The organism is Enterobacter sp. UPMP2052 (assembly GCF_053709675.1).
Genome location: NZ_JBSKJR010000021.1, coordinates 1 through 24917, shown reverse-complemented (window position 1 = coordinate 24917; position 24917 = coordinate 1). Strand labels below are relative to the sequence as shown.

Here is a 24917-nt window from a genome sequence, read left to right as displayed (position 1 = left end):
GCAGCGGCTGAAACCGCTGAACGAGGCGCTGATGATGTCGGCCCCGGAAGGGATGGCCCTGACCAGCGGCGAGCACCTGCAAATGGCCGTCAGCAAAAACGTCGCCATTAACGCCGGAGGCGATATCAGCACCGGCGTCATGGGCAACATGACGGCCCTGGCGGGAGAGAAACTGGGTCTGTTTGCGCGAACCGGCCAGCTGAGCCTGAAGGCCAGCGAAGGCCCGGTGGAGGTCCAGGCGCAGAACGCCAGCCTGCGGCTGTTCGCAGAGAAAAAGCTGTCGATGAGTTCGGCGAGCGACATCTCGTTTGCGGGTAAAAAACGCATCACGCTGATTGGCGGCGGAAGCTACCTGAAGCTTGAGGCGGGGAAAATCGAGTACGGCACGACGGCGATGTATCTGCGCAAAGTGAAGCGGACGATGGCGGCGGCTCCGGCCACCATGCCATTACCTATTCCACTTCTTCCCGGTCAGTATCCATCGCTTGAAGGAAAGATTTGCATCGAGTGCCTCCTCAACGCCATCAAAGGCAATGACGCAGTTGTTCAGGGAGTGTAGTAAATGGATGCCACAAGGATGATCCAAACGTTACCGGAATCGAATAACGCAAGTATGTTTCTGTTACTGGAGGGCGGGGCGCAAACAACGGATGCTTTTCAGGCATTTTATAACGAACATGCTTCAGCTATGCATTCGCTGTATCTTCATCCGCAGCTTGTCGAAGCCAGAAACTATGGCCCATGGTTGTTTGCGATAAGGGATAAAGAAGCGTTAGAAACTCGTATCAAGTCCACACCGGGGTTGGTTGCTGTTATTGCTTCTTCACGCTCAGGTGGGGCTTTAGCCGTTCAGCTTTCTGCTGCCTGCACAATTATATCTCCTGACGGAAAAGCGGCTGTAGTGCGTTTTTACATGCACAATGTCATAAGCCTCCTGGCTGGATGCCACGATCGAGAATGGCATCGTTTTTTATTTAATGGGATTTCTCAATGGTGGTCACCCAAAAAGAATGAATGGCAACCTGTAAACATTCCCTCTTCCCTGGTGACCGATGCCAGAAACTGCGCCATTCAATTGAATGAAAAAGAATGGCAATACCTCATGGATAAACCTGAGGTAACCGCAGTATTAGCAGCATGGCAAAAAATGCCGTCCAGCCAGCATTTCCCACCTTGTGTTCAACGGGACATGGTTGAAAAAGCTCTTAACAAAGCCAGCGCAGCGAAAATGAAAGCAGGTACAGAACAAAAACTGTATGCCCTTTATTACCTTAATGGCGGTAAACAAATGCTGGAGTCAGTCGATATACAACCTGCATTAGATAAAGTTACTCAGGGAAAGGTATCGTTAGAATATGTCTTAACCCACTATGTTCACTCTCAGGGATGAAAATAAACAATGGGATTTTTTAAAACGTTCGACAAAGTAGACAGTGCGGTGAACCGGGGTTATGCCCGCTGGGGAAAATGGCTCTGGGGTGTGTTGTTATTACCGGTGGTGATTTACCTTGGCTGGTCGGTGTGGGCTGCTATCTGGGGACCGCCGTCAGGGCCAGTGACGCTGATTATTCACAGCGAACTCGACAGGCCCATTTTAGAGTTTAGCGTGAATGGCATGGCAGGGGGGAATGCGTTCGCGCGTGATAAAAGTAATCCTTATGGCACAGGACCCGGTGCCGCTACCTGCTGCGGCAGTATTAGCGGATACAAAGCGGAAGTTATCTGGACTGTTGATTACACACTTGCGCAATACAATGCGGGGATGCGAACAGAAGTTCACAAAAAAATATTACCCATGCCGCAGCGTGAGTGGGGCGAAAACTATCTCCATACCTATTTCCTGCCGGGTGACAAAGTCTATTTATGGTGGAGCACAGGTTTTAACAGTCCCACGGCTGACGATATTGCAGCCCGGGTGGAGCAAAAACGTCGGCAGAATATGCACTGATTTTAAGGGATTAAAATGGGATTTTTTAAAACGTTCGATAAAGTTGACGGTGCGGTGAACCGGGGTTATGCCCGCTGGGGAAAATGGCTCTGGGGTGCGTTGTTGTTGCCGGTGGTGATTTACCTTGGCTGGTCGGTGTGGGCTGCTATCTGGGGACCGCCGTCAGGGCCAGTGACGCTGATTATTCACAACGAAATTGACAGGCCTGTTTTAGAATTTAGCGTGAATGGCGTGGCAGGTGCGAATGCATTTGCTCATGGTGGAGGCGGAGCCACCTGCTGCGGAAGCATTAGCGGGGATAAGGCAGAAATTATCTGGACGCTGGATATCACGCATGAGCAATATCTTAAAGGTATGAGGTTAGAAACACGCCGCACGGTAATGACTATGCCTGCACGCCAGTGGGGCGAAAACTATCTCCATGTTTATTTTCTGCCTGAGGATAATGTCCGGTTATGGTGGAGTACTGGATTTAATCATCCAGACTCTCACGATATTAAAGACCAAACTACAAAATTAAAAAAAGGAAAATAACATATGGATATTGATAGCCTCATCGCCGCGGCAAACCGGGCCCAGCAGGCGGAAGATGCTGATTTAGGTAACTGTTCACGGATATGGCATGTGGGGTTCTTTTTTGATGGGATTCATCGGAATATTGAACAAGATGCTCCGGAGCATCGTCTCAGCAATATTGCGCGTTTGTTTCGAGCATTTCCAGATGATGCACAAAAAACAAATAAAGAGTACCACTCTAAATTTTACATTTCTGGCCTGGGAACGCCTTTTAATGAAACTGTCGTTGAAAAACTTCATACCATCATGGACAGCGGTCTGGGCAGCATAACGGATGATATAACAGGCCAGCCCGGTGAAATGGCCAAAGAAGCGGGTATGGATTTTATAAAAGGCGACAACTGGTACGAGGTTTTAAAAAACCAGGGAAAGAAACTTCTTAACCCGACTGAATGGAAAAATCTGGCCTTTGATACGGCTAAAAATGCTGTTAAAAAAGTCAGTATCGAATCAACGCCCTGGCTGCGTGATGATCCTACGGTAGCCGATATGCTGGTAACAGGCGTCGATACCCGTATCACCTCTACAAAGCTAACGTTTCAAGAAGGCTACAAAGAAGCTATTAAAAAAAGCCCGGTTCCTATCAGGCTCATCTCTGTTTCACTGTTCGGTTTTGATCTCGGCGCTACCCTGGCACGTAAATTCCTGGACAGTCTGCTGAAAGATATCTGTAAGAAAGAGGGCGATAAATACACTTACCAGGGCATACCGGTCGATATTGTCTTTACCGGGCTGTTTGACTGCTCGCGGCGTACATCTGCCAGCAACAACAACGGCGTGGATTACTTTATCTCTGCGTTCGGCGGTCCGGTAAAAGGGATCAGCGTGTTACTGGGGGATAAATCTATCGACCAGGATACCTCACTGCCAGAAGCGGTAAAGAAAAGCCTGCATCTGGTTGCCGCCCATGAAACCCGCGTCTGGCGCTGTTTGTACCGCACCGGCAGTAATCCTGCGCATAAGGAAGAACTCTATCCCGGGTGCGCGGAGGATATTGGCGGGGGGCTGAAACCGGACGAACAAAAACCGAGTGCGGAACTCTGCCGGGTGGCGCTGCACAGAATGTACCGTGAGGCGACCATGGCGGGCGTGCCTTTCCCTGATTTTAAAAGTCTAAAAACTTATTCCGAAACCGTAGCCAACTATTTTATTGTCCAGGACAACGTCAAAAATCAGTCCGTTCTTCGGTGGGCAAAGGCGTACCAGAGCGCATTGCCGCTTACGTCAGTAAACACGGCAAACCAGAATCGTCATCTGGACAGTTATTTCGACTGGCTGGGACGTCAGTACTACCAGTACCGCAAGGAGTGCATGAAATATGAAAAGCAGCGTGGCGATATGCTGGCCTCTGCTGGGGCATCTGCGGGGTTTGCTGGCATTACGCAGGAGGCGAAAAACAGAGCCGGAGAGTACGCCAGTGAACTCAGCGTGTTGCAACAGCACTGGGGATGGCTCGACGACGTGAAGGATGCAGCAATCAAAATGCGAAACAGTATGGAACAAAACCCGGCGGACAGGCGCAGAGAAATTGTACCTGAGGTGTATGACTCAGCATTGCGGCGCGCGAAGCGGTTTCTCGACTATTTCCACGCGGCGAATCTCGGCAAACCGCAGCCGTTTCCCCTCGACGCTGTGCCGCCAGAAATCTATGCGTGGTTTGTGCACGATCTGCAAACGGTGGACAAAGGGGCGGGTATCTCGCAGAACTTTTTCGTGGTTCGCTCAATGGAAATGCCTGAGGTCTGATGGCGCGCGCGGGACAGAATTGAGATTCCTCCACTACCCCGGCATATCGCCGTTCATTACCGTAAAGCCAGCTCAACCGCTGCGAGACTGGCTTTATGAAACGTTACTCTACCGCTCTGTTATTTGGCCTGCTGACGCTGACCGGCCAGGTTCATGCCGATGTGATTGATGATGCCATCGGCAACATTCAGCAGGCGATTAACGACGCCTATAACCCCGGCAGCAGCCGTAGTGATGATGATGATCGGTATGACGATCGTCGCCGTACGGACAGCCGCCAGTATGACGATCGCCGCAGGCAGCTCGAGGACAGACGCCGTCGCCTGGATGAACGTCAGCGCCAGCTCGACGACGATCGGCGGCAGTTAGAGGAAGATGAGCGGCGGTTAGAGGATGATTACGAGAGGTGATACCGTGCGGCCTGATGCCCTCACCCCGGCCCTCTCCCACAGGGAGAGGGAGAAAATCCGTTCCGGCGTTCTCCCACAGGGAGAGGGAGAAAACCGGCTAGTCCAGCGCCAGCACCATCCCGTCATAGCCCGCTTCAAACCCTTCCGGTAGCGGGTTATCCATCATCCAGACGTCAAACTGATGGCTGATATGCGTCAGGATCACCTGCGGGCAACCAATCACCTTGTTCAGGGCGATGACCGTGTTGAGATCGCAATGGTTGCGCGGCGTTTCGGCGCGTGGTTCATGACTACAGTCGATGATCATCGCCTGTGGCCGGTTGTTGATCAGGAACTTGACCGTTTTCTCCGGCAGACCGGCGGTGTCGGACAGCCACGCCACGCGGCTGTGGGCGCTTTCCAGCAGGTAGCCAAAGGTCAGCTTTGAGTGGTTAAGCGGCAGCGGCGTGACACGCAGACCCTGAAGTTCGAAGACGACAAAGGGCTCGACCCTATGGCTGAAATCGAGAATGCCGGGGTGTTTGAACAGATCATCGCAGCCCGCCTCGTCCGGCGGACCGTACACCGGGATTGTCGCGCCCACGCCCCAGCGCAGGGGAAACAATCCCTGAACATGATCCATATGGTAATGCGTCAGTAAAAACTGCTGGAAGCTGCCAGCCGGCCAGTCGTCCATCAGGTGTGGAATGCCCGCGTCCAGCAGGGTCACCGCGTCATTGAATTTGACCGCCGCGCTGCAGGGACGACGACGGTGAGTTTCCTGCAACCGCGCCCGGCGGCAGGCCGGACAGTCGCAGCCAAATACCGGCACCAGCTGAGCGCCACCCGTGCCCGTTAACGTAATCGTCAGACTCATAACGTACCTTTACAGCGGTTTGGTGAACCTGAAATGGCTTTGCGTGTACCCTTCGCGAAGATAAAAGCGGTGCGCATCCACGCGCTTCACGCTGGTGGACAGCTCCGTCAGTTCGGCGCCTGCCTGGCGCGCGACCTCCTCTGCCCACGCCAGCAGCTGGCTACCCACTTTCAACCCACGCGCCTGCGGCATCACCACCAGCTCCTGGATCTCGCCGATCCATCTGGCGTGATGCAGGTGAAACTGCATATGCAGGCCGATCATGCCGATAACCTGCCCGTCCAGTTCGGCAAGCTGGTAGCGCATATTGTGGTCCTGCAGGTTGGCAAGATAGCCTGCGTGAAACGCCTGATGGTCGAATTCTGCCTGCTTAAGCTCGCAGATCAGGGAATAGACGATTTGCGCGTCGTCGGGGGTGGCGGGGCGAAGCGGGCAGTCAGGCATGCTGATTCTCCTTCTGGCGGATAAGCGATAAAAAGGTCTCGACTGACTGTAGCAAACTTCCATCGTTATTGAGGATATGACACGCCGACGGGGTATAACGCGCCGCCCGTTCGAGCCGCTGATCGATTTCGCGGGCCGATTCGCGGCCCCGGGCGTGCAGGCGATGGCGCAACACCTCGGGCGACACCTCCAGGCAGACCGGCAGCAGCGCCGCCGCATAGCGGGCGCGCGCCTGCGGCAGATGGGCGCGCGAGCCGTTAACCAGCACGTCGAAACCGGCATGCAGCCACAGGTCGATCTCAATGCCGACGCCGTAGTACAGGCCGTTGGCGTGCCAGCTCAGCGCCAGCAGGTTTTGCCCGGCGCGGGTGAAAAACTCCTGTTCGCTTAGCGCAATGTGGTTCTCACTCCCGGCATGGGCCGGGCGGGTAATATAGCGATGCGCGACCAGCAACTGCGCATGCTCGCGCTCGCGCAGGGCCGACAGCAGGCTGTCCTTACCGGAGCCGGATGGCCCCATCAACCAGATCAATTTTCCCATCAGAACACCCGTTTTCCCTGACGCCAGACGTGGTCGATATGAACGTGCTCGCCCTTACGGTGCGCCAGCACCAGGTCTGCCCGTTTGCCTTCGGCAATCTCGCCGCGATCGTGAAGATTCAGCGCCGATGCCGGGTTTTTGGTCACCAGACGGATCGCCTGTGGCAGGGTGAAACGGTTGTCATCGTCATTCGCCACGCGGAAGGCCGCGTCCAGCAGGCTTGCCGGGTAATAGTCAGAGGAGAGAATATCCAGCAGGCCGAGCGAGGCGAGCTTGCTTGCCGCCACGTTGCCGGAGTGAGAGCCGCCGCGCACGATGTTGGGTGCACCCATCAGCACGTTCATACCGTGCCTGCGTGAGGCGTCTGCCGCGTCGAACGTGGTGGGAAATTCGGCGATAACGCTGCCAAGCTGGTGGGATTCGAAGACATGGTCGTGCGTGGCGTCATCGTGGCTCGCGAGGGCGATGCTGCGCGCCCGGCACATCGCGGCAATGGCGAGGCGGTTGGGCTGCGACCACTGCGCGGCCAGCGCCAGCTGCTCCTCTTCATAACGGGCCATCTCCTCGTTGTTAAGGGAGTATTTGCCCTGGTAGTACTCGCGATATTTTTCAATGTTGGCGAACTGGCGCTGGCCGGGCGAGTGATCCATCAGCGAGACCAGTGAAACCGGCTCGCGCTCCACCAGCTTTTCAAACAGCGGCAGGGTGGTGTGGTGCGGCAGTTCGCAGCGCAGATGCAGGCGATGCTCGGCGCGGTTCAGGCCGCGTTTCTGCGTCTCTTCCACGGCGTTAATCATCTTCTCCAGATTCTCAAGGCGGTCGCCGCCGTCGCGCACGTCGCCGATGGCTACCGCGTCCAGCACGGTGGTGATGCCGCTGGCGACCATCAGCGCGTCGTGGCTGCTCATCGCTGAATGGGCGGGCCAGTCGACCTTCGGACGCGGGGTGAAGAATTTGTCCAGGTTATCGGTATGCAGTTCGATCAGGCCCGGCAGCAGCCAGCCGCCGTCGCCGTCCATCGCCCCGGACGCACGGCTCTGGGTTTCAGCGAACGCGCGGATGACGCCGTCCTGGATCTCGATTGAGCCGTCAACCACCTCATTTTCCAGCACCAGCTTTACGTTATTGATAATCATGCAGGGGTCCCCATCGGGTGCAGTCTGTCCGCCACGCGGGCGCGCACGGCTTCGTCGTGGAAGATCCCGACGATCGCCGCGCCGCGCGCTTTGGCCTGTTCGATCAACGCCACCACGGCCGCGCTGTTTTTTTCGTCCAGCGAAGCGGTGGGTTCGTCGAGAAGGAGAATCGGGTAGTCGACGATAAAGCCGCGCGCGATGTTAACGCGCTGCTGCTCGCCGCCGGAAAAGGTCGACGGGGCGAGGTGCCACAGGCGTTCCGGCACGTTCAGGCGCGTCAGCAGGTCGGCAGCTTTGGCGGCGCAGGTCTCGCGCGGCATGCCGAGATCGAGCAGGGGCTGCATGACCACGTCCAGGGCCGAGACGCGCGGGATCACCCGCAGGAACTGGCTGACCCAGCCGATCGTCGAGCGACGCACTTCGAGAACCTTGCGCGCCGGAGCTTGTACAAGATCGACCCACTCGTCGTGATGACGGATGCGAATATGGCCTTCGTCCGGCAGATAGTTGGCGTACAGGGAGCGCAGCAGGGTGGATTTGCCGCTGCCGGAGTGACCGTGCAGCACCACGCATTCGCCGCGGGTGACCTCAAGCGAGGCGTTTTGCAGGACCGGCAGGCGCACGCCGTTTTGCTGGTGGAGCACAAAGGTTTTACTGACATTTTCAACGTGGATCATGTTGGCCTCGCGGGATTTTTGCCGGGTGGCGCTTTGCTTACCCGGCCTACAGGTAATACTGGTGCGGTGGTCATTTGCCGGGTGGCGGCTTCGCCTTACCCGGCCTACAGGTGTGGTGTTGTTTGGCTGTTCGTAGGCCGGGTAAGCGCAGCGCCACCCGGCGACAGCGGCCTCAGTTCTGCAACACCGACGACACCAGCAGCTGGGTGTACGGATGATGCGGATCGTCGAGCACGCGGTCGGTTAACCCACTTTCCACCACCTGACCCTGCTTCATCACCAGCAGACGGTCGGCCAGCAGGCGCGCAACGCCCAAATCATGGGTGACAATCACCACCGCCAGGTTCAGCTCCACCACCAGACTGCGCAGCAGGTCGAGCAGTCGCGCCTGCACGGAGACGTCGAGGCCGCCCGTTGGCTCATCCATAAACACCAGCTTCGGATGGGTCACCAGATTGCGGGCAATCTGTAAGCGCTGCTGCATACCGCCGGAAAAGGTGGTTGGCAGGTCGTCGATGCGTGAGGCGGGGATCTCAACCTCCTCCAGCCAGTGCTGCGCCGTGGCGCGGATGTTGCCGTAGTGGCGCGCGCCGGTCGCCATCAGCCGTTCGCCGATATTGCCCCCCGCCGAAACCTGACGGCGCAGGCCGTCCATCGGGTGCTGATGCACCACGCCCCACTCGGTGCGCAGCAGGCGGCGGCGCTCGGCCTCGCTCATGCCGTACAGTGACGCCCCCTCATAGAGAATGTCGCCGTTTTGTGGCGTCAGACGCGCGGAGATCGATTTCAGCAGGGTGGTTTTGCCGGAGCCGGACTCGCCGACAATTCCCAGCACTTCCCCTGACCACAGCTCGAACGACACGTCGCTAAAGCCTTTGCCCGGCGCGTAAAGGTGGGTCAGGTTGTTAACCGAAAGCAGCGGTTTCATTGGCTGTTGGCCTCGCTCTGTTGGCGGCAGTAGTCGGTGTCGGAGCAGACAAACATCCGTTTGCCCGTATCATCCAGCACCACTTCGTCCAGATAGCTGTGCGTTGAGCCGCAGATGGCGCACGGCTCGTCCCAGGCCTGCACCGTAAACGGATGGTCGTCAAAATCGAGACTTTCCACGCGGGTATAGGGCGGAACGGCATAAATGCGTTTTTCGCGCCCGGCACCAAACAGCTGGAGGGCGGGCATCATGTCCATCTTCGGGTTATCGAATTTCGGGATCGGGGACGGGTCCATCACGTAGCGCCCGTTTACCTTTACCGGATAGGCGTAAGTGGTGGCGATATGGCCGAAGCGGGCGATATCCTCGTACAGCTTCACCTGCATCACGCCGTACTCTTCCAGAGCGTGCATGGTGCGGGTCTCGGTTTCGCGCGGCTCGATAAAGCGCAGCGGCTCGGGGATGGGCACCTGGAAAATCAAAATCTGATCTTCCGCGAGCGGCGTTTCAGGGATGCGGTGACGGGTCTGGATCAGCGTCGCGTCTTCGGTTTTTTCGGTGGTGTTCACGCCCGTGACACGTTTGAAGAAGTTGCGAATTGACACCGCATTGGTGGTGTCGTCCGCGCCCTGGTCGATAACCTTCAGCACGTCCGCTTCGCCGATGACGCTGGCGGTGAGCTGAATGCCGCCGGTGCCCCAGCCGTAGGGCATCGGCATTTCGCGTCCGCCGAACGGCACCTGATAGCCCGGAATGGCGACGGCTTTCAGGATGGCGCGGCGGATCATGCGTTTGGTTTGCTCGTCCAGATAGGCAAGGTTGTAGCCGCTTAAGTTAGCCATGTTTGCGCTCCCGTTGCAGGCGTTTCAGCAGTTCCAGTTCGGCCTGGAAATCGACGTAGTGGGGCAGCTTGAGGTGCGACACAAAGCCTGCGGCCTCGACGTTGTCGGCGTGGGCCAGCACGAACTCTTCGTCCTGCGCCGGGCCTGCGACGTGCTCGCCGTAGTCCGGTGCCTGGAGCGCACGGTCAACCAGCGCCATCGCCATCGCCTTGCGCTCGCCCAGGCCGAACACCAACCCGTATCCGCGGGTAAAGTGCGGGTTATCGTTCTCCGGCGCGACAAAGCCGTTAACCATTTCGCATTCGGTGACCAGCAGTTCGCCGACGTTTACTGCAAAACCGAGCTCTTCCGGCACGATATTGACGTCGATATAGCCGCTGCGGATCTCCGCCGCAAACGGATGGTTGCGCCCGTAGCCGCGCTGGGTGGAGTAGGCCAGCGCCAGAAGATACCCCTCGTCGCCGCGCATCAGTTGCTGCAGGCGCGACGAGCGTGAGCACGGATAGACCGGCGGCGTGCGGGTAATGTCGTCAGGCACCGTGCCAGAATCTTCTTCCGCTTTTGCCAGGCCCTGCTTCGCCAGCAGGCTAAAGACGTGCGGAGAGGCTTCCTGCGCGGCATCGGAGGTGGCAAGCGACGGCGCGTCGCCGTTCGCCAGCAGGGTGAAATCCAGCAGGCGGTGGGTGTAATCGTAGGTCGGGCCAAGCAGCTGACCGCCGGGAATGTCCTTGTAGACGGCCGAGATACGGCGCTCCAGGCGCATGTCGGCGGTGTTCACCGGCTCGCTCACCGCCAGCTTTGCCAGCGTGGTGCGGTACGCACGCAGCAGGAAAATCGCTTCGACGTTATCGCCGCTGGCCTGCTTCAGCGCCAGCGCCGCCAGCTCGCGGTCGGCAACGCCGCCTTCGGTCATTACGCGGTCGACGGCCAGGTTTAACTGCTGCTCAACCTGGGCAACGCTCAGCTCGGGAAGCTGGGCATCGCCCCGACGCCGGTGCGCCTGCAGCGCATGGGCGGCGGCAATCGCCTTCTCGCCCCCTTTAACGGCTACGTACATCAGCACACCTCCACGTGGGTGGTCCGCGGGATCGCCAGCAGGCGTTCGCCGCAGGTGAGGATCAGGTCGATGCCGAGCGGGAACGGGTGCGGACGCTCGGTCAGCTCATGGATGATGCACTCCGGCAGCTGCGGGGCGACCATGCGTTCATCGGCAATGCCCGCGCCGGTCAGGCGCAGCATGCGGCCACCGCTCAGGCTGGCGACCTGCAGGATCAGCGTGGCGCTGGTTTCCGGGGCCACGGCGCTTCCTTCGCTCAGGGCGTTGAGCTGCTCGTGGCTGATCTGCTCGTCGGCCACGGCAAACACCGCCTGCTGGGGCTGATCAACCAGCGGGGCGCTGGTGTGAAAACGCAGGTTCTGACAGGCAATATCGTTCGCCATCGCGCCGGAAAGCCACACCGGCGTGTCGTTGTCGGCCAGCGTCAGCAGCACGCTGGTGGTGGCGAGGTTCAGCGGCAGCCAGCCCTGCGAAAGCTGATGCAGCGAGACGATGACGCCCGGCTCGCTCATGGCTTTCAGCAGGCGACGAAAACTTTGTTGGGCATCCTGGACGGCCAGGGTAAAAGCGGGTTGAAGCGTCATGCGTTATCTCCGCGAACGAGCGTAAAGAAGTCGACCCGGCTGGTGTTGACCTCGGCCTGACGGGCGGCAAGGCGCGCGGCGCGGTCGGCTTCCAGCGGGGCAATCAGGGTTTCCATAAGCGACTGGAAATGCGGGTGTTCCTGCAGCAGCGCGTCGATTACCGCGCAGCGTTCGGCGTGCTGTTTATCGCGTCCGAGAACGTAGCCGTAACCCAGCGTGCCGCTGTTCAGACGAATAACGGCGCGGGTGAGGGTGGCATCGCCGGCAAAAAAGCGATCGCCCGTGCCGCCCATGCGTGCCTGGATTTGTACCAGGCCAATTTCCGGGGCGCGGAGGGTCTCGTAATCGGAGGCCAGATTGAGCGCGTTCATGCGCGCCTGCAGCGCAGCGGGCTGGCTGTGGGCCAGGACGCGCATCCAGCGCTGACGGGTGGCGGTATCGAAGTGCATTCAGTGCTCCATGGTGAATTCAATCATGTCGGCGCGGGTCAGGCTGACGGAGTACTCCGTTGCGTTGATTTCGCCGTCACGGTGGTTGAGGGTGCGTACGCAGAGCAGCGGGGCCATGTTGGGGATCTCCAGCACCTTGCTCTCTTTTGCCTGCGCGCGGCGAGCGCTGATGCGCGTCTGGGTGCGTTTGAGCGCGATGCCCGTGGCATCCTGCAGAAAGTCATGCAGCGAACCGCTGGCGAAGTGTTGCAGCACCGGCCAGAGGGAGAGGTCGGCAAAGTAATGGTCGATCTGGCACACCGCTACGCCGTTGACCCGGCGCAGGGTGCGCAGGTGTACGACGTTTTCACCTTCGGCAATGCCCAGCGCGTCCGCCACGTGGCTGGAGGCCGGGCGCAGCACCGAGAGCAGCTTTTCGCTGGTCGGGTGGCTGCCCTGATCGAGCAGGTTCTGGCTAAAGCGCGCCTGCGCATTCAACGGGTAGTCGAACGGGCGCATCAGCACCAGTACGCCGACGCCCTGACGGCGCTGCACCCAGCCGCGCTCGACCAGCTGATCGATAGCCCGGCGCAGAGTATGGCGGTTGACCTCGTAGCGGTCGGCAAGCTGCTGCTCGGCGGGCAGATAGTCCCCGCAGCGGTAGTGCATGCGCAGCTCCACTTCGAGCTTCGCCGCGATCTCCTGCCAGCGGGTGGGGTAACTGGTCGGATGTCTGGATAAGTGCATAGATAACAAAGCCTCGCTTCTCAGATGAAGTGCTTACGCAAACGTTGAGAGAGGAAATCCAGCAGGCTGACGGTGATGATGATGAGCACCATCAGGGCGCAGGTTTGCTGGAACTGGAAGCCGCGAATCGCTTCCCACAGGGTGACGCCAATCCCGCCCGCGCCGACCATGCCGACGACGGTTGCCGAGCGAACGTTAGATTCAAAGCGGTAGAGCGAATAGGAGATCAGCAGCGGCATGACCTGCGGCAGTACGCCATAGAGGATCTCTTCAATTTTGTTGGCCCCGGTGGCGCGTATGCCCTCGACCGGGCCAGGTTCAATGGCTTCCACCGCTTCGGAGAGCAGCTTGGAGAGCACGCCGGTGGTGTGTATAAACAGCGCCATTACGCCCGCAAACGGGCCGAGACCGACGGCGACCACAAACAGCATGGCGAAGACCATTTCGTTGATGGCGCGGCAGGCGTCCATCAGGCGGCGCATCGGCTGATAAACCCACCATGGCACGATGTTTTCGGCGCTCATCAGGCCAAACGGGATGGAGAGGATGACGGCGAGGGCGGTGCCCCAGACGGCGATTTGCAGGGTAATGGCCATTTCGCCAAGGTAATCCTGCCACTGGCTGAAGTCCGGCGGGAAGAAATCGGCGGCGAAGGTCGCCATGTTGCCCGCGTCTTTGACCAGCAGCAGCGGGTCCATTTCCGCGCCCTTCCAGGAGATAACGAGCACTGCCAGCAGAATGGCCCAGCTGATCAGCGAGAACCAGCTGCGCTTTGGCGGTGGGAGTGTGATGGTTTGCATGGTGACTCCTTTGGGTTTAGTCCCCTCTCCCTTGAGGGTTAGGGTGAGGGGGAAATGTGCGCGCTGATGCCCTCACCCCGGCCCTCTCCCACAGGGAGAGGGAGAAAAGATTTACTGCACCGCTTTATTCACGCTGGTCATCGCGCCGAGCGCGGCGGTCAGGCGGTCGAGATCGTCCAGCTGCGCCTGAATTTCAGACACTTTGCTGGTCTTCTCGTCCTCCTTCAGCCCCTTGTTGTCCTTCACGCCCTGCATCTGTTTGAACAGCGCCAGCTGGCGAATCGGGACCAGCTGCAGGTCGCTTGAGGCGCGGAACGGTGCCCAGCCCAGCTTCTCCAGAACGGCTTTTTCTTCCGGCGTTTTGCCGTAGGTCATAAAGAAGTCGTACACCTTGTCCTTGGTGCTTTCGGAGAGGTTTTTACGCCACACGATCGGGTCGCCCGGGATCAGCGGTGATTTCCAGATCACCTTCAGTTCTTTCAGCTTGTCCGGCGCGGAGGTCTTCAGCTTGTCGAGGTTTTCGGTGTTGTTGGTTGCAACGTCCACCTGCTTGTTCGCGACGGCCAGGGCGTTGGTTTCGTGGCTGGCGTTGACGGTGCGCTTGAAGTCGCTGGCGGAGGCGTTGTTTTTGGCGAAGACGTAATAGCCCGGTACCAGGAACCCGGAGGTGGAGTTCGGGTCGCCGTTGCCAAAGGTCAGATCCTTGCGTTTGGCGAGCAGCTCATTGAGGTTATTGATCGGGCTGTCTTTGTTAACGATCAGCACGCTCCAGTAGCCCGGGGAGCCATCTGCCGCCACGGTCTGCGCAAACACCTGGCCGTTGGCGCGGTCTACCGCTTCCATTGCGGAGAGGTTGCCGTACCAGGCGATGTCCACTTTGTTAAAGCGCATCCCCTGGATGATGCCCGCGTAATCCGGGGCGAAGAAGGCGTTCACTTTGATCCCCAGTTTGGTTTCCATATCTTTCAGGAACGGTTCCCACTGAGGCTTCAGGTTTTGCTGTGACTCCGTCGAAATAATGCCAAAGTTCAGCGCTTTTTCCTGCTCCTGGGCGTACGCCGGGCTTAACAGGGTGCTGATGCTGAACATGCTGGTAAAGGCCAGCGCGGCAACGGCTTTGTAGCTCATGTACTTTCCTCGGATCGGGTGAATTAAGCAGCCTGCGCGCTCTCTTCGACGCGGTTTATGCTGCGGTAGAGATGGTCAAAACGGTCGTTATCAAACTGATGGCTTGCGCCATCAAAGAACACATGTCCCTGACGCAGGGCGACGATGCGTTCGCAGTAGCGCAGGGCGTAGTCCACCTGGTGCAGCGTGACCACCACGGTGATGCCGTCGTTCTGGTTGATGTCGCGCAGGGTCTCCATCACGATGCGCGCCGATTCCGGATCCAGCGAGGCGATGGGTTCATCGGCCAGAATGATTTTCGCTTTCTGCATCAGGGCGCGGGCAATCGCGACGCGCTGCTGTTGTCCACCGGACAGGGTAGACACGCGCTGGTGGGCGAAATGGGCCATGCCGACGCGGGTCAGCGCCTGCAGCGCCTCTTGCTTCTGTTGGGGAGAGAACCAGCGCAGGCAGGTGCGCCAGAACGGGGTGCTGCCGAGCGCGCCGATGAGCACGTTCTCCAGTACCGTCAGGCGGTTCACCAGGTTGAACTGCTGGAAGATGTAGCCCGTCTGGGCGCGGCTTTTACGGATATCGCTCGCCAGACGGCCGGCACGCTGGACGGTGTTACCCAGCAGCTCGACGTGGCTTTCCGGCGTTTTATCGCAGGTAATGAGGCCGCTTAAATGGCGCAGCAGGGTGGATTTTCCTGAACCGGATGGCCCCAGCAGCGCCACCATTTCGCCCTGCTGGACGGTCAGATCAACGGCGTGCAGAGCCTTGTTGTGATGAAAGGTCTTGCTGAGTTTCTCGACGCGGATGACGGTTTGCATGTGCGGGGCCTCATTGAAAATGTGGCCTCATGCTGGCGCATCAATATGACATTTGGGTTAAGTTCCGGTTGCGGGAAGTTGAAGAGTTGAGGTGAAAGCGATGACAGTCCATGCAGGACCGGTCAGCGCAGCGTCACCGGGCGTTGTTGCCGGCTACGCTGCGCTTATCCCGCCTACGACGTTTGTTGCTGTTTAACCACGTTAATCATCCACGGCACGCCGTATTTGTCGGTGACTTTCCCGAACCCGTGTGCCCAGAAGGTCTCCTGCCAGGCCATGCCAACGTTGCCGCCTTCGGCCAGGTTATCGAACCAGCGTTTACCTTCTGCCACGTCCTGCGTGTCCAGTACCAGCGTGAAACCGGCGTATTGCGCGCTGCTACCGGGGGGCTGGCCGTCGCTCATCATGATATCGCTGCCCGCGATGCGAACGTTGGAGTGGGCGATGGCCGTATCAGGGAACTGCATGCCGGAGGGGCAGCCTTCTTCGCTGCTGTCGTCTTTCGGCATGTCGCCGTAGGTCATTGAATAGAGAATGTCTGCACCGAGCGCGTGCTGATAGAAGGCGGACGCTTCTGCACAATTGCCGGAGAATGAGATGTAGGGACTTAATGGCATAATCATTACCTCAGGTAAGAAAAGCCCATTAAGTGTAGTGCCAGACAGCCCGGTAAGCGAAGCGCCACCGGGCAGGGAAATCAGTTCTTTTTCACGAACTCGGATTTCAGCTTCATCGGGCCAAAGCCGTCGATTTTGCAATCAATGTTGTGGTCGCCTTCCACCAGACGGATATTCTTCACTTTAGTGCCGATTTTCAGCATGGAGGAGCTGCCTTTTACCTTCAGGTCTTTCACCACGGTTACGCTGTCGCCGTCTGCCAGCAGGTTACCGTTAGCATCTTTCACTACCAGCGCATCGTTATCCTGCGAAGGCTCTGCGTCATTCCATTCGTGAGCGCATTCCGGGCAGATAAACATTCCGCTATCTTCATAGGTGTATTCAGAGTTGCATTTCGGGCAGTGTGGAAGTGACATGTTGGTATCCTCAAAAAGTGGTTAACACGCTGGAAAATGCCAGCTAAATGACGGCAGAGTGCCGAAAAAGGCGGCAAGTATAGCGCAAATCCACACTGTTGTCGGTGACATTCAGAAATAAAAACGGGTGAAATACGCGCCAGGAATGACATTTCCTGTCAGTCGTTTTAGCCATTCTGATGGCACGACCTCGCCGGAAAGCAATTGCACTAAATATATCGAATATTTTATTGCATCAAATTGCTACGCCCTTCCATTTCGGATAAGGTTAAGCAACACGCTGTTATTTTCCCGCGAACGCTCAGGTTACGCATTCCATGACGATGAGAGGACACCCCTCATTTTAGGTGGGTAAATAATGATGATATATCCTGAAGTTTCCTGAAAACAGGCTTAGCTTTTAATCTTTTGGCTTTCTGGTCAAGGGTGATGCTTTACATATCTGGCACGGAAAGTAATTAATTTTTGATTGCCATCAAATAGTTATATTTAGCGAACGTGTTTTCCATACGTGATCATATAAGCCGTAAAACAATAATTAAAACAACGTAGCTTAATAAAAGTAATAAATTTGCGTTAGGGGAAGGCTTTTATCATGCACACACAGACTATTTTTGAATTAAGCCAGGAAGCTGAACGCTTGTTACAGCTTTCCCTGCAGAATCTCGATACGTTGAAATCAATGCCGATGGCGATGTTGAACAGCACAACATCCGCTATGAGCGGTGAAAAGAATAATGTTTTGCCTTTGCATTTCAGCACGCGCGGCGTCGACGCGCAGCAGGCCATGCTGAATAATGAATTACGCAAAATAACCCGTCTTGAAATGGTATTGGCCATTGTCGGGACCATGAAGGCCGGTAAGTCCACCACCATTAATGCGATTGTCGGAACGGAAGTGCTGCCAAACCGTAACCGGCCCATGACCGCGTTGCCTACGCTCATCCGCCATACGCCAGGGCAGAAGGAGCCGATCCTGCACTTCTCTCATGTCTCGCCTATTGATACGTTGATCCAGCAGTTGCAGCAAAAGCTCTGCGATTACGATCGCGGCAAGCTGGCGCAGCGGCTGGAAATGGATAAAGACATGAACACCCTGCTGGAGCGGATCGAAAAAGGTGAGGCGTTTGAAAAGCATCACCTGGGGGCCGAGCCGATATTCCACTGCCTGAAAAGCCTGAACGACCTGGTTCGCCTCTCGCTGGCGCTGGGCGTGGATTTTCCGTTCTCCGAATATGCGGCCATTGAGCACATCCCGGTGATTGAGGTGGAGTTTGTTCACCTGGCGGGTCTGGACGCGCATCTGGGCCAACTGACGCTGCTCGACACGCCGGGGCCAAACGAGGCCGGGCAGCCGCATCTGCAAAAAATGCTCGCTGAACAGCTGGCGCGCGCTTCGGCGGTGCTGGCGGTGATGGATTATACCCAGCTTAAGTCGATTTCTGACCACGAGGTGCGCCAGGCGATTTCCGCCGCAGGGAAATCGGTGCCGCTGTACGCCCTGGTGAATAAATTCGATCAGAAAGATCGCAACAGCGATGACGAAGAGCAGGTGCGCGCGATGATCTCCGGCACGCTGATGAAGGGAAATATCTCTCCAGGGCAGATTTACCCGGTCTCATCCATGTGGGCGTATCTGGCAAACCGCGCGCGCTATGAGCTGACCACTCACGGTCGGTTGCCTAATCATCAGGCCCAGCGTTGGGTGCAGGATTTTGCCGAAGCGGCGCTGGGGCGCCGCTGGCGCACGGCTGATTTAGATGATATCGACCATATCCGTCATGCCGCCGATCTGCTGTGGGAAGACTCATTGTTTGAGCAGCCGATCCGTAAGCTGATTTACGCCGCCTATGCCAATGCGTCGCTGTTTGCCCTGCGCTCAGCGTCGCATAAGCTGCTGAACTATGCGCAAAACGCCCGGGAATATCTTGATTTCCGCTATCAGGGGCTGACGGTGGCCTTTGACGAACTGGAACTGAATATCGCCCGGCTTGAAGACGATATGGCGATGTTGCAGACGCGCCAGAACGTGGTCAGCGATGAAGTGGCGCATGAGGTTGAGCAAACCCTTACCGCCACCGATGCGTTTATGGCCCAGCAAAATCGCTCGCTTCGACAGGCGATTGGCGATGTCTTTAGCCGCCAGGCGCTATTGAATGTCGCGGGGGTTGATCCACACAGCCCGCGCCGAAGTGAGCCGGACGCGCTGCTCCAGCTGGTGCTGGAAGATGAAGGGCAGGCGCAGGTGGTGCTGAGCAAGATCCGCTCTTCCTGCGAGCTGATCATGCTGGATGCGCAGAATAAAATCAGCCGGGAGCTGGCGCTCCGCTTCGATCAGCTGGAATCTACGCTGGCGCGCTCGCTGAATGAGGCGATGCGTCCCATTGAGACGCGTATTAAGGAACAGCTGAGCCATGCCGGGTTCCGGGCGAGGATCAGCTTCCCGGCGTTTCAGGCAAACCAGCTTAACTTCAACACGCGGGGGCTGTTCAACGACGCTATCGTGCTGGATAACCGCCCGGCCGGACAGCCGTCGGTGACGGGAGGCGTGCGCGATACGGTATCCCGCTGGCTGAACAATCCGGGCTGGGGCTGGGAAGATTATGTGGTGACGCGAACGCGGTATGTTATTGACGTTGGTCAGCTCCATGACAAGTTTAAGCAGCATATTGACCAGTTTTGTGAACAAATCCGTAAAGCTTTGTCGGCGCAGGTCGATGTCTCTGTCAGGGCGGGTATGGCAACGTTCTTTGCAGAATTTTCGTTATGCCTGACCGGATTACAAGAAAGCTTGCGTGATAGCCTCGCAGTTCGTCAGCAAAATGAGCACGCCACCCGGGCGCTCAGCCAGCTGTTGAAGCAAAGTATTACAACTGCGACGTGGATTCAGGAAGATACCCGACTGTTACGCGATGATATTCAAACCTTATTCGCGGCAGAGCAACCATGACAACACAGCTACTGGACGGTCCCGGGCGGACGCTGGAGTGTATTCATCCAAAATTTATGGTCGATCTTGTTCAGGGGGTGGACGCGACGCGTCATGCCCACCTCGGGCCGCAGCAGGTGCAGTTTCGTGAGCGTTTGACGCAGGAGATAATGACGCATACCCGGCTGCGGCCGTGGGCGATGGCGGGAATGCTCAACGAAAATGCAGCGTTGCGACTGGGGCTGGCGGAAAAATTAGCCGGTATGCTCGACCCGGGCCATCTGGCGCTGACCCGGATGACGGAAAAACTGCAGACCCTGCGCCAGCAGGCAGGCCCGCGCGCTTCGCAGTCTCCCGGCCTTCTTCAGCAGTACAGCGAACTCTCTTCGTATTTTCAGCAACGTGCCGCTTATAAAGAGAAGGCGCTTACCCAGCGCGGCCTTACCGTGCAGGCAGGGGAGCACAGCGAACAGATTTTTACCCGCTGGCGCGCCGGGCATTATGACGGCTGGTCGCTTGCCGGGCGGTGCTATATTGCTCTGGAGGAGCTGCGCTGGGGGGCGTTTGGCGATGCCTGCCGCCTGGCAAATGAAGACGTCGCCGTAATGCTTAAGGATGACCTGCGCAGCATGGCGGCCAGCTACCTTGCGCAGGAAATTAATGCTTCTCCCGCGACCCGACATTTTTATCATCAATGGCTAACGACGCCCGCGGCTCCCGGGCTAATGGATCATAAAGACATGCTCGGCTGGTTGGGCGACTGGTGTCAGGCGGACAGTCATCCTGTGAGCTGGTCTGTGACGCAAAACTGGCAAACGGTGGCGCTGGGTATGCCGAGGCTGTGCTCTGCCAGACGGCTGGCGGACGGGATGGTTGAAGAAATTTTCAGTTAACGTTTTCCCCTCACCCACAGGGTGAGGGGATGGCTTGATGTTGTTAATGATGCATTTCGACAGGCTCAGGCTTCGGTTGCTCTGGTGCAACATTCCCGAAGCGTTTGGCGTACAGCGCGGTAATGATAGGTACCAGAATCGCGGTGACAATCACGCTGGCGGCAACCAGGGCGGTGGCGGAGGCGGCAACCGGTTCGAACGCCGGGTTAATCTGGGCGATGATCACCGGGTTTGCTACCGCGGCACCCGCAGCTGAAGAGGCGGCAACCCCTGCCGTGCCGTTTCCTCCCCCTATCACGCGGTCGGCGATGATCAGCGGAATACCGGTGATGACGATGACTGCCACACCCAGAACGATGCCCAGCAGGCCGGTATCGAGGATCACATTCAGGTTAATAGTGTTACCCAGCGCGAAACCGAAGAACGGGATCAGCACCGGCGTGGCTTTACTGAAGAAATCACGCAGATCGTGGTCGAGGTTGCCTAACGCAAAACCGATCAGGAACGGCAGGATCGCGCCGACAAAATGATGCGGTTCGAATGACGCCAGACCGGCAGAACCGAGGATCAGCATTGTCATCAGCGGACCGGATTCCAGCGACATCAATACGAATGCCCCGGATTCTTCTTTGGTGCCGTACTGGTTCATCAGGCTGGCATATAAACCACCGTTGGTCATATCCATTGCGGAGACGATGGCCAGAACGGATAACCCTGCAAAGAATCCGGTCTGAATACCGTTTTCGGGAATAAACAGCGCGCAGACCATTGCCACTATCCAGGCGACGGCAATCTTAGTGAGGACCAGCGTACCGGACTTGCGTAATACGGTGCCCGTCGCGCGTAAGTTTATTGACGCACCAATACAAAAAAACCATACCGCCAGAATCGGCACCGTGCCGGTTATCATCCCTTTTGTGAATCCGCCAAAATATGCCCCGGTATCCGGTGCCAGCGTATTTAAGATTGCGCCTAGTACCAGGGGAACCAGCATCATCCCACCGGGAATGCGTTCTATCGTGGCTTTAATCTTCATGTTTAACCCTCACATCTCGTCCCGCGTGGTTGGCGGAAAATTTAAAAAATAGTTCAATAAATTCAATTGATTAATCGATTCAGGAATCGATTAATGCGTTATCCATGCAATAAAATTAATTAAGGTCTTTCTGAACACGTTCAGCAGAACGCGCCGGGAGCGCTAAGTTCGGATTTATCATGCGATCAATGGAATGATGATTCAATGAAAATAAAACAGTGTTTTAGTTATCTTTGTCACATATTTAATGTAAACATCAGACGCGCTTTTTGATAATTAAACTTTATGTAAAGTTGATGTGAAGAAATGTGGTTTGTTTCTTGTTGCCGGTGTGCAAAAACAGCGAGGAGGGTTAAACCGAAGCGTGAAAAAAAGGACGCCGTTGGCATGAATTGACGAAAGCTGACGAGGGGGAAATATATATGTGAAGTTGATCACAAATATAAACGCTGGTAGGGTAAAGAGGTCATTAACTGCCCATGCAGGCGTCAACAGGTTCGGTTGTATCGACGTGAAACGTCAATGTAAGTAAACCTGCTACGCTTGAATTAGGAGATTCGCATGGAGCGGATCTCAGGTTCACAGATCGCCATAAAGACTGTGGAACGGACAGGGCTGAGTCTACGAGGAAAGCTATGCTTAGAAGGAAAAAGGTAAAACCCATCACGCTTCGCGATGTCACTATTATTGATGACGCGAAATTGCGTAAAGCGATCACCGCTGCCTCGCTCGGTAATGCGATGGAGTGGTTTGATTTTGGTGTCTACGGCTTTGTGGCCTACGCGTTAGGTAAAGTATTCTTCCCCGGTGCCGATCCCAGCCTGCAGATGATTGCAGCATTGGGTACGTTCTCTGTTCCCTTCCTGATTCGCCCGCTGGGCGGCCTGTTCTTCGGGATGCTGGGTGACAAATACGGTCGCCAGAAAATCCTTGCTATTACTATTGTGATTATGTCGATAAGTACATTCTGTATCGGCCTAATTCCGTCTTACGCCTCTATTGGTATTTGGGCACCGATCCTGCTGCTGCTCTGTAAAATGGCGCAAGGTTTCTCCGTGGGCGGTGAATATACCGGCGCGTCGATCTTCGTCGCGGAATATTCCCCGGACCGTAAGCGTGGCTTTATGGGAAGCTGGCTGGACTTTGGCTCGATTGCCGGGTTTGTCATGGGCGCAGGCGTGGTCGTTCTGATCTCCACCGTGGTCGGTGAAGCGAACTTCCTCGACTGGGGCTGGCGTATTCCGTTCTTTATAGCATTGCCGCTGGGCATCATTGGTCTTTACCTGCGTCATGCATTAGAAGAGACGCCGGCATTCCAGCAGCACGTTGAGAAGCTGGAGCAGGGCGATCGTGAAGGTCTGCAGGACGGCCCGAAAGTGTCGTTTAAAGAGATTGCGACTAAGCACTGGCGTAGCCTGTTGACCTGTATCGGTCTGGTGATTTCGACCAACGTGACCTATTACATGTTGCTCACTTATATGCCGAGCTACCTGTCGCATAACCTGCATTACTCTGAAGACCACGGCGTGCTGATTATTATCGCTATCATGGTCGGTATGCTGTTCGTGCAGCCGATTATGGGGTTAATGAGCGACCGCTTTGGCCGTAAGCCCTTTATTATTCTGGGTAGCGTTGCGCTGTTTGCGCTGGCGATCCCCGCGTTTATTCTGATTAACAGTAACGTGCTGGGCCTGATTTTTGCCGGGCTGCTGATGCTGGCGGTGATCCTTAACTGCTTTATCGGGGTTATGGCGTCGACGCTACCGGCGATGTTCCCGACGCATATTCGCTACAGCGCGCTGGCCGCCGCGTTTAATATCTCGGTACTGATTGCGGGCCTGACCCCAACGCTTGCCGCCTCGCTGGTGGAAAGCACCCAGAACCTGATGATGCCGGCTTATTATCTAATGGTCATTGCGGTGATTGGTCTGATTACCGGTATCACCATGAAGGAGACGGCCAACCGTCCGCTGAAAGGGGCGACGCCTGCCGCTTCGGATATTGCGGAAGCGAAGGATATCCTGCGTGAGCACTACGATAACGTAGAGCAGAAGATTGAAGACATCGATGCAGAGATTGAAGAGCTTCAGAAAAAACGCTCCCGACTGGTGGATCAACATCCACGGATTAACGAGTAATAAAAAACCCGCCGCTGGCGGGTTTTTTATTAGCATCCTGCAGCGATGTAGTCGCCGTTGGCGCTGATGGGGATCACCGTCAGGAACAGGACGATGGCAAACAGGATCAGAATGACCCCGCCAGCAATTTTGACCGCCGGAACCAGCCAGCTCAGCGAGGAGCTGCCGCCGAACCAGGCCACCGTACGTTCACGGGCGTAACGTACTGCCAGCGACAACCCCATAATAGAAAGCGCTGTTCCCAGCGACATCGTCATTACCGCGGCGATCCCCCACGTCACAATCCCCAGTGCGTTCGAGAACATCAGGATCATTATTGCGCCGCTGCACGGCCGCGCGCCGATTGCCAGAATCACGCCCAGGCGCGTCTTCCAGTCGCCTTTTGTCAGGTCCGCGCCCACGCCGTGGTGCCCGCAGCCGCAGTTTTCATCGTGCTGGTGAGGTCTAATGGCCCGAATGGTCATTCTGCGCGGGCGCAGGCTTTTCAGTGCCTGGTAAATGACAAACGCGCCGAATGCGCCAATCAGCACCGCGCTTATCTTCTCAACATACCAGCGGCTGGTACTGATATCCCCCGAGGCGAGGTTAAAACCCACGGCCAGGATAAAGACAAAGAGAACGGCGCTGGCACCCTGCATCAGGCTGCCAAGAAAGGGGACAACGCGTGCGGCGAGCTCGCTCTCTTTATTGGTGCTGAGATAGGTGGTGACAATGAATTTGCCATGGCCCGGACCTATGGCGTGGAGTATGCCATAAAGGAAAGCACCCGTTATTAGCCATAATCCACCGCTGTACTGGTGATTGTTAAGTTGGAGCAGGTACATCACCAGATAGCGATGCAGGGTAATCTGCGTTGCCAGACACCACTGGATAAAGGCATTCCAGTGGGCATGCAGGGTGAATCCTGCGAAGAGGAGTAACAGCAGCATTAGCCCTGCTGTGGGGATACGCCAGTCTCGGGTGAGAGGTTGTGTTGTCATGGGGTGACCTGCCGGGGAGTATTTTTCGCCAGTATAGTCGATTTTGTCTCGCTAAATGTAGGATCGCGCAGCGCGGGCAGGCCCGATTGTGGATAACTCTGTGTGTAAATGGGTATAAGGCGGGGTTTTGCTGTGGAATGCAGCAGTCAGTCATTTTTCTGTCATTTAGCGGTTGCGGCGGCGCGAGAACTCCCTATAATGCGCCTCCATCGACACGGCGGATGTGAATCACTTCACACAACAACCGG

General features: G+C 56.8%; 27 protein-coding genes. 9 read left to right on the top strand and 18 right to left on the bottom strand.

Annotation, left to right across the window (positions count from 1 at the left end):
- From ACWKX3_RS23810 to yjdP, 6 genes are all read left to right on the top strand, one after another.
- Nucleotides 1-559, top strand: a 559-nt coding sequence (locus tag ACWKX3_RS23810; RefSeq protein WP_454542623.1) for a DUF2345 domain-containing protein, incomplete at its 5' end; no start/stop codon positions are given.
- A gap of 3 nt (nt 560-562) precedes the next feature.
- Nucleotides 563-1390 (top strand): DUF4123 domain-containing protein, encoded by an 828-nt coding sequence (locus ACWKX3_RS23805; RefSeq protein WP_337286006.1) that lies wholly within the window; start codon nt 563-565, stop codon nt 1388-1390.
- Between the two features lie 9 nt (nt 1391-1399).
- A complete protein-coding gene (locus tag ACWKX3_RS23800; protein WP_337286005.1) occupies nt 1400-1948 on the top strand; it encodes a hypothetical protein in 549 nt (182 codons plus the stop codon).
- Nucleotides 1949-1963: 15 nt separating this feature from the next.
- Entirely contained in the window at nt 1964-2482 is a 519-nt protein-coding gene (locus ACWKX3_RS23795; protein WP_454542622.1) for a DUF3304 domain-containing protein, read from the top strand.
- 3 nt (nt 2483-2485) lie between these two features.
- Nucleotides 2486-4270: a hypothetical protein gene (locus ACWKX3_RS23790; RefSeq protein ID WP_454542621.1), complete on the top strand. Its 1785-nt coding sequence runs from the start codon at nt 2486-2488 to the stop codon at nt 4268-4270.
- Nucleotides 4271-4365: 95 nt separating this feature from the next.
- Entirely contained in the window at nt 4366-4680 is a 315-nt protein-coding gene (yjdP, locus tag ACWKX3_RS23785) for a DDRRRQL repeat protein YjdP (RefSeq protein ID WP_454542620.1), read from the top strand.
- 97 nt (nt 4681-4777) lie between these two features.
- Here yjdP and phnP read toward each other — a convergent pair whose 3' ends face one another.
- From phnP to ACWKX3_RS23705, 16 genes are all read right to left on the bottom strand, one after another.
- Entirely contained in the window at nt 4778-5536 is a 759-nt protein-coding gene (phnP, locus tag ACWKX3_RS23780; RefSeq protein WP_454542619.1) for a phosphonate metabolism protein PhnP, read from the bottom strand.
- A gap of 9 nt (nt 5537-5545) precedes the next feature.
- Complete coding sequence (gene phnO / locus ACWKX3_RS23775; RefSeq protein WP_006177358.1) at nt 5546-5980, bottom strand: aminoalkylphosphonate N-acetyltransferase; 435 nt, start codon at nt 5978-5980, stop codon at nt 5546-5548.
- A complete protein-coding gene (gene phnN / locus ACWKX3_RS23770; protein ID WP_088209335.1) occupies nt 5973-6524 on the bottom strand; it encodes a ribose 1,5-bisphosphokinase in 552 nt (183 codons plus the stop codon). Before phnN ends, phnO begins: the two co-directional genes overlap by 8 nt.
- Complete coding sequence (gene phnM / locus ACWKX3_RS23765) at nt 6521-7657, bottom strand: alpha-D-ribose 1-methylphosphonate 5-triphosphate diphosphatase (protein ID WP_454542618.1); 1137 nt, start codon at nt 7655-7657, stop codon at nt 6521-6523. The genes phnN and phnM overlap by 4 nt, the downstream gene beginning before the upstream one ends.
- Entirely contained in the window at nt 7654-8334 is a 681-nt protein-coding gene (gene phnL, locus ACWKX3_RS23760; RefSeq protein WP_137903599.1) for a phosphonate C-P lyase system protein PhnL, read from the bottom strand. The genes phnM and phnL overlap by 4 nt, the downstream gene beginning before the upstream one ends.
- A 172-nt stretch (nt 8335-8506) precedes the next feature.
- Nucleotides 8507-9262 (bottom strand): phosphonate C-P lyase system protein PhnK, encoded by a 756-nt coding sequence (phnK, locus tag ACWKX3_RS23755; protein WP_400408279.1) that lies wholly within the window; start codon nt 9260-9262, stop codon nt 8507-8509.
- Entirely contained in the window at nt 9259-10104 is an 846-nt protein-coding gene (gene phnJ, locus ACWKX3_RS23750; protein WP_454542617.1) for an alpha-D-ribose 1-methylphosphonate 5-phosphate C-P-lyase PhnJ, read from the bottom strand. Before phnJ ends, phnK begins: the two co-directional genes overlap by 4 nt.
- Complete coding sequence (locus ACWKX3_RS23745) at nt 10097-11161, bottom strand: carbon-phosphorus lyase complex subunit PhnI (RefSeq protein WP_153689066.1); 1065 nt, start codon at nt 11159-11161, stop codon at nt 10097-10099. The genes phnJ and ACWKX3_RS23745 overlap by 8 nt, the downstream gene beginning before the upstream one ends.
- Nucleotides 11161-11745: a phosphonate C-P lyase system protein PhnH gene (phnH, locus tag ACWKX3_RS23740; RefSeq protein ID WP_006177351.1), complete on the bottom strand. Its 585-nt coding sequence runs from the start codon at nt 11743-11745 to the stop codon at nt 11161-11163. The genes ACWKX3_RS23745 and phnH overlap by 1 nt, the downstream gene beginning before the upstream one ends.
- Nucleotides 11742-12194 carry a phosphonate C-P lyase system protein PhnG gene (gene phnG / locus ACWKX3_RS23735; RefSeq protein WP_454542616.1) on the bottom strand — a complete coding sequence of 151 codons (453 nt, stop codon included), beginning with the start codon at nt 12192-12194 and terminating at the stop codon, nt 11742-11744. The genes phnH and phnG overlap by 4 nt, the downstream gene beginning before the upstream one ends.
- Nucleotides 12195-12920, bottom strand: a complete 726-nt coding sequence (phnF, locus tag ACWKX3_RS23730; RefSeq protein WP_153689064.1) for a phosphonate metabolism transcriptional regulator PhnF — start codon at nt 12918-12920, stop codon at nt 12195-12197. It lies immediately after the preceding gene.
- Between the two features lie 20 nt (nt 12921-12940).
- Nucleotides 12941-13720: a phosphonate ABC transporter, permease protein PhnE gene (phnE, locus tag ACWKX3_RS23725; RefSeq protein ID WP_006177347.1), complete on the bottom strand. Its 780-nt coding sequence runs from the start codon at nt 13718-13720 to the stop codon at nt 12941-12943.
- A 111-nt stretch (nt 13721-13831) separates the two neighbouring features.
- Entirely contained in the window at nt 13832-14848 is a 1017-nt protein-coding gene (phnD, locus tag ACWKX3_RS23720; RefSeq protein ID WP_006177345.1) for a phosphonate ABC transporter substrate-binding protein, read from the bottom strand.
- 23 nt (nt 14849-14871) lie between these two features.
- Complete coding sequence (gene phnC / locus ACWKX3_RS23715; RefSeq protein WP_006177344.1) at nt 14872-15660, bottom strand: phosphonate ABC transporter ATP-binding protein; 789 nt, start codon at nt 15658-15660, stop codon at nt 14872-14874.
- A 173-nt stretch (nt 15661-15833) separates the two neighbouring features.
- Nucleotides 15834-16277: a VOC family metalloprotein YjdN gene (gene yjdN, locus ACWKX3_RS23710; protein ID WP_454542615.1), complete on the bottom strand. Its 444-nt coding sequence runs from the start codon at nt 16275-16277 to the stop codon at nt 15834-15836.
- Nucleotides 16278-16357: 80 nt separating this feature from the next.
- On the bottom strand, nt 16358-16693 hold the full coding sequence (locus ACWKX3_RS23705; RefSeq protein ID WP_042321114.1) for a zinc ribbon domain-containing protein YjdM: 336 nt from the start codon (nt 16691-16693) through the stop codon (nt 16358-16360).
- Between the two features lie 595 nt (nt 16694-17288).
- On the opposite strand from ACWKX3_RS23705, the gene crfC reads away from it, so the two are divergent.
- Together crfC and ACWKX3_RS23695 are read left to right on the top strand one after the other, a co-directional pair.
- Nucleotides 17289-19643, top strand: coding sequence for a clamp-binding protein CrfC (gene crfC / locus ACWKX3_RS23700; RefSeq protein WP_454542614.1), 2355 nt, complete (start codon nt 17289-17291; stop codon nt 19641-19643).
- Nucleotides 19640-20515: a diguanylate cyclase regulator RdcB family protein gene (locus ACWKX3_RS23695; RefSeq protein WP_454542613.1), complete on the top strand. Its 876-nt coding sequence runs from the start codon at nt 19640-19642 to the stop codon at nt 20513-20515. The genes crfC and ACWKX3_RS23695 overlap by 4 nt, the downstream gene beginning before the upstream one ends.
- 43 nt (nt 20516-20558) lie before the next feature.
- On the opposite strand, the gene kdgT is transcribed toward ACWKX3_RS23695, so the two are convergent.
- A complete protein-coding gene (gene kdgT / locus ACWKX3_RS23690) occupies nt 20559-21551 on the bottom strand; it encodes a 2-keto-3-deoxygluconate transporter (RefSeq protein WP_058610482.1) in 993 nt (330 codons plus the stop codon).
- A 635-nt stretch (nt 21552-22186) separates the two neighbouring features.
- Here kdgT and proP point away from each other — a divergent pair.
- The gene (gene proP, locus ACWKX3_RS23685; RefSeq protein WP_006177335.1) at nt 22187-23689 is read left to right on the top strand and encodes a glycine betaine/L-proline transporter ProP; all 1503 of its coding nucleotides are present in this window, start codon (nt 22187-22189) and stop codon (nt 23687-23689) included.
- A gap of 29 nt (nt 23690-23718) precedes the next feature.
- Here the strand turns inward: proP and ACWKX3_RS23680 are convergent, their stop codons facing one another.
- Nucleotides 23719-24669 (bottom strand): nickel/cobalt transporter, encoded by a 951-nt coding sequence (locus tag ACWKX3_RS23680; RefSeq protein ID WP_454542612.1) that lies wholly within the window; start codon nt 24667-24669, stop codon nt 23719-23721.
- Nucleotides 24670-24917: the final 248 nt, after the last annotated feature.

Bases quoted from the DNA above. Each gene is read 5' to 3' on its own strand.
- phnK (WP_400408279.1), bottom strand. From the start codon at position 9,262: ATGAAACCGCTGCTTTCGGTTAACAACCTGACCCACCTTTACGCGCCG.
- ACWKX3_RS23790 (WP_454542621.1), top strand. From the start codon at position 2,486: ATGGATATTGATAGCCTCATCGCCGCGGCAAACCGGGCCCAGCAGGCG.
- ACWKX3_RS23805 (WP_337286006.1), top strand. From the start codon at position 563: ATGGATGCCACAAGGATGATCCAAACGTTACCGGAATCGAATAACGCA.
- phnF (WP_153689064.1), bottom strand. From the start codon at position 12,920: ATGCACTTATCCAGACATCCGACCAGTTACCCCACCCGCTGGCAGGAG.
- phnP (WP_454542619.1), bottom strand. From the start codon at position 5,536: ATGAGTCTGACGATTACGTTAACGGGCACGGGTGGCGCTCAGCTGGTG.
- ACWKX3_RS23705 (WP_042321114.1), bottom strand. From the start codon at position 16,693: ATGTCACTTCCACACTGCCCGAAATGCAACTCTGAATACACCTATGAA.
- ACWKX3_RS23795 (WP_454542622.1), top strand. From the start codon at position 1,964: ATGGGATTTTTTAAAACGTTCGATAAAGTTGACGGTGCGGTGAACCGG.
- proP (WP_006177335.1), top strand. From the start codon at position 22,187: ATGCTTAGAAGGAAAAAGGTAAAACCCATCACGCTTCGCGATGTCACT.
- phnH (WP_006177351.1), bottom strand. From the start codon at position 11,745: ATGACGCTTCAACCCGCTTTTACCCTGGCCGTCCAGGATGCCCAACAA.
- yjdP (WP_454542620.1), top strand. From the start codon at position 4,366: ATGAAACGTTACTCTACCGCTCTGTTATTTGGCCTGCTGACGCTGACC.
- phnM (WP_454542618.1), bottom strand. From the start codon at position 7,657: ATGATTATCAATAACGTAAAGCTGGTGCTGGAAAATGAGGTGGTTGAC.
- phnD (WP_006177345.1), bottom strand. From the start codon at position 14,848: ATGAGCTACAAAGCCGTTGCCGCGCTGGCCTTTACCAGCATGTTCAGC.
- phnE (WP_006177347.1), bottom strand. From the start codon at position 13,720: ATGCAAACCATCACACTCCCACCGCCAAAGCGCAGCTGGTTCTCGCTG.
- phnL (WP_137903599.1), bottom strand. From the start codon at position 8,334: ATGATCCACGTTGAAAATGTCAGTAAAACCTTTGTGCTCCACCAGCAA.
- ACWKX3_RS23800 (WP_337286005.1), top strand. From the start codon at position 1,400: ATGGGATTTTTTAAAACGTTCGACAAAGTAGACAGTGCGGTGAACCGG.
- ACWKX3_RS23695 (WP_454542613.1), top strand. From the start codon at position 19,640: ATGACAACACAGCTACTGGACGGTCCCGGGCGGACGCTGGAGTGTATT.
- phnO (WP_006177358.1), bottom strand. From the start codon at position 5,980: ATGCCTGACTGCCCGCTTCGCCCCGCCACCCCCGACGACGCGCAAATC.
- kdgT (WP_058610482.1), bottom strand. From the start codon at position 21,551: ATGAAGATTAAAGCCACGATAGAACGCATTCCCGGTGGGATGATGCTG.
- ACWKX3_RS23680 (WP_454542612.1), bottom strand. From the start codon at position 24,669: ATGACAACACAACCTCTCACCCGAGACTGGCGTATCCCCACAGCAGGG.
- phnC (WP_006177344.1), bottom strand. From the start codon at position 15,660: ATGCAAACCGTCATCCGCGTCGAGAAACTCAGCAAGACCTTTCATCAC.
- phnJ (WP_454542617.1), bottom strand. From the start codon at position 10,104: ATGGCTAACTTAAGCGGCTACAACCTTGCCTATCTGGACGAGCAAACC.
- yjdN (WP_454542615.1), bottom strand. From the start codon at position 16,277: ATGCCATTAAGTCCCTACATCTCATTCTCCGGCAATTGTGCAGAAGCG.
- phnG (WP_454542616.1), bottom strand. From the start codon at position 12,194: ATGCACTTCGATACCGCCACCCGTCAGCGCTGGATGCGCGTCCTGGCC.
- ACWKX3_RS23745 (WP_153689066.1), bottom strand. From the start codon at position 11,161: ATGTACGTAGCCGTTAAAGGGGGCGAGAAGGCGATTGCCGCCGCCCAT.
- crfC (WP_454542614.1), top strand. From the start codon at position 17,289: ATGCACACACAGACTATTTTTGAATTAAGCCAGGAAGCTGAACGCTTG.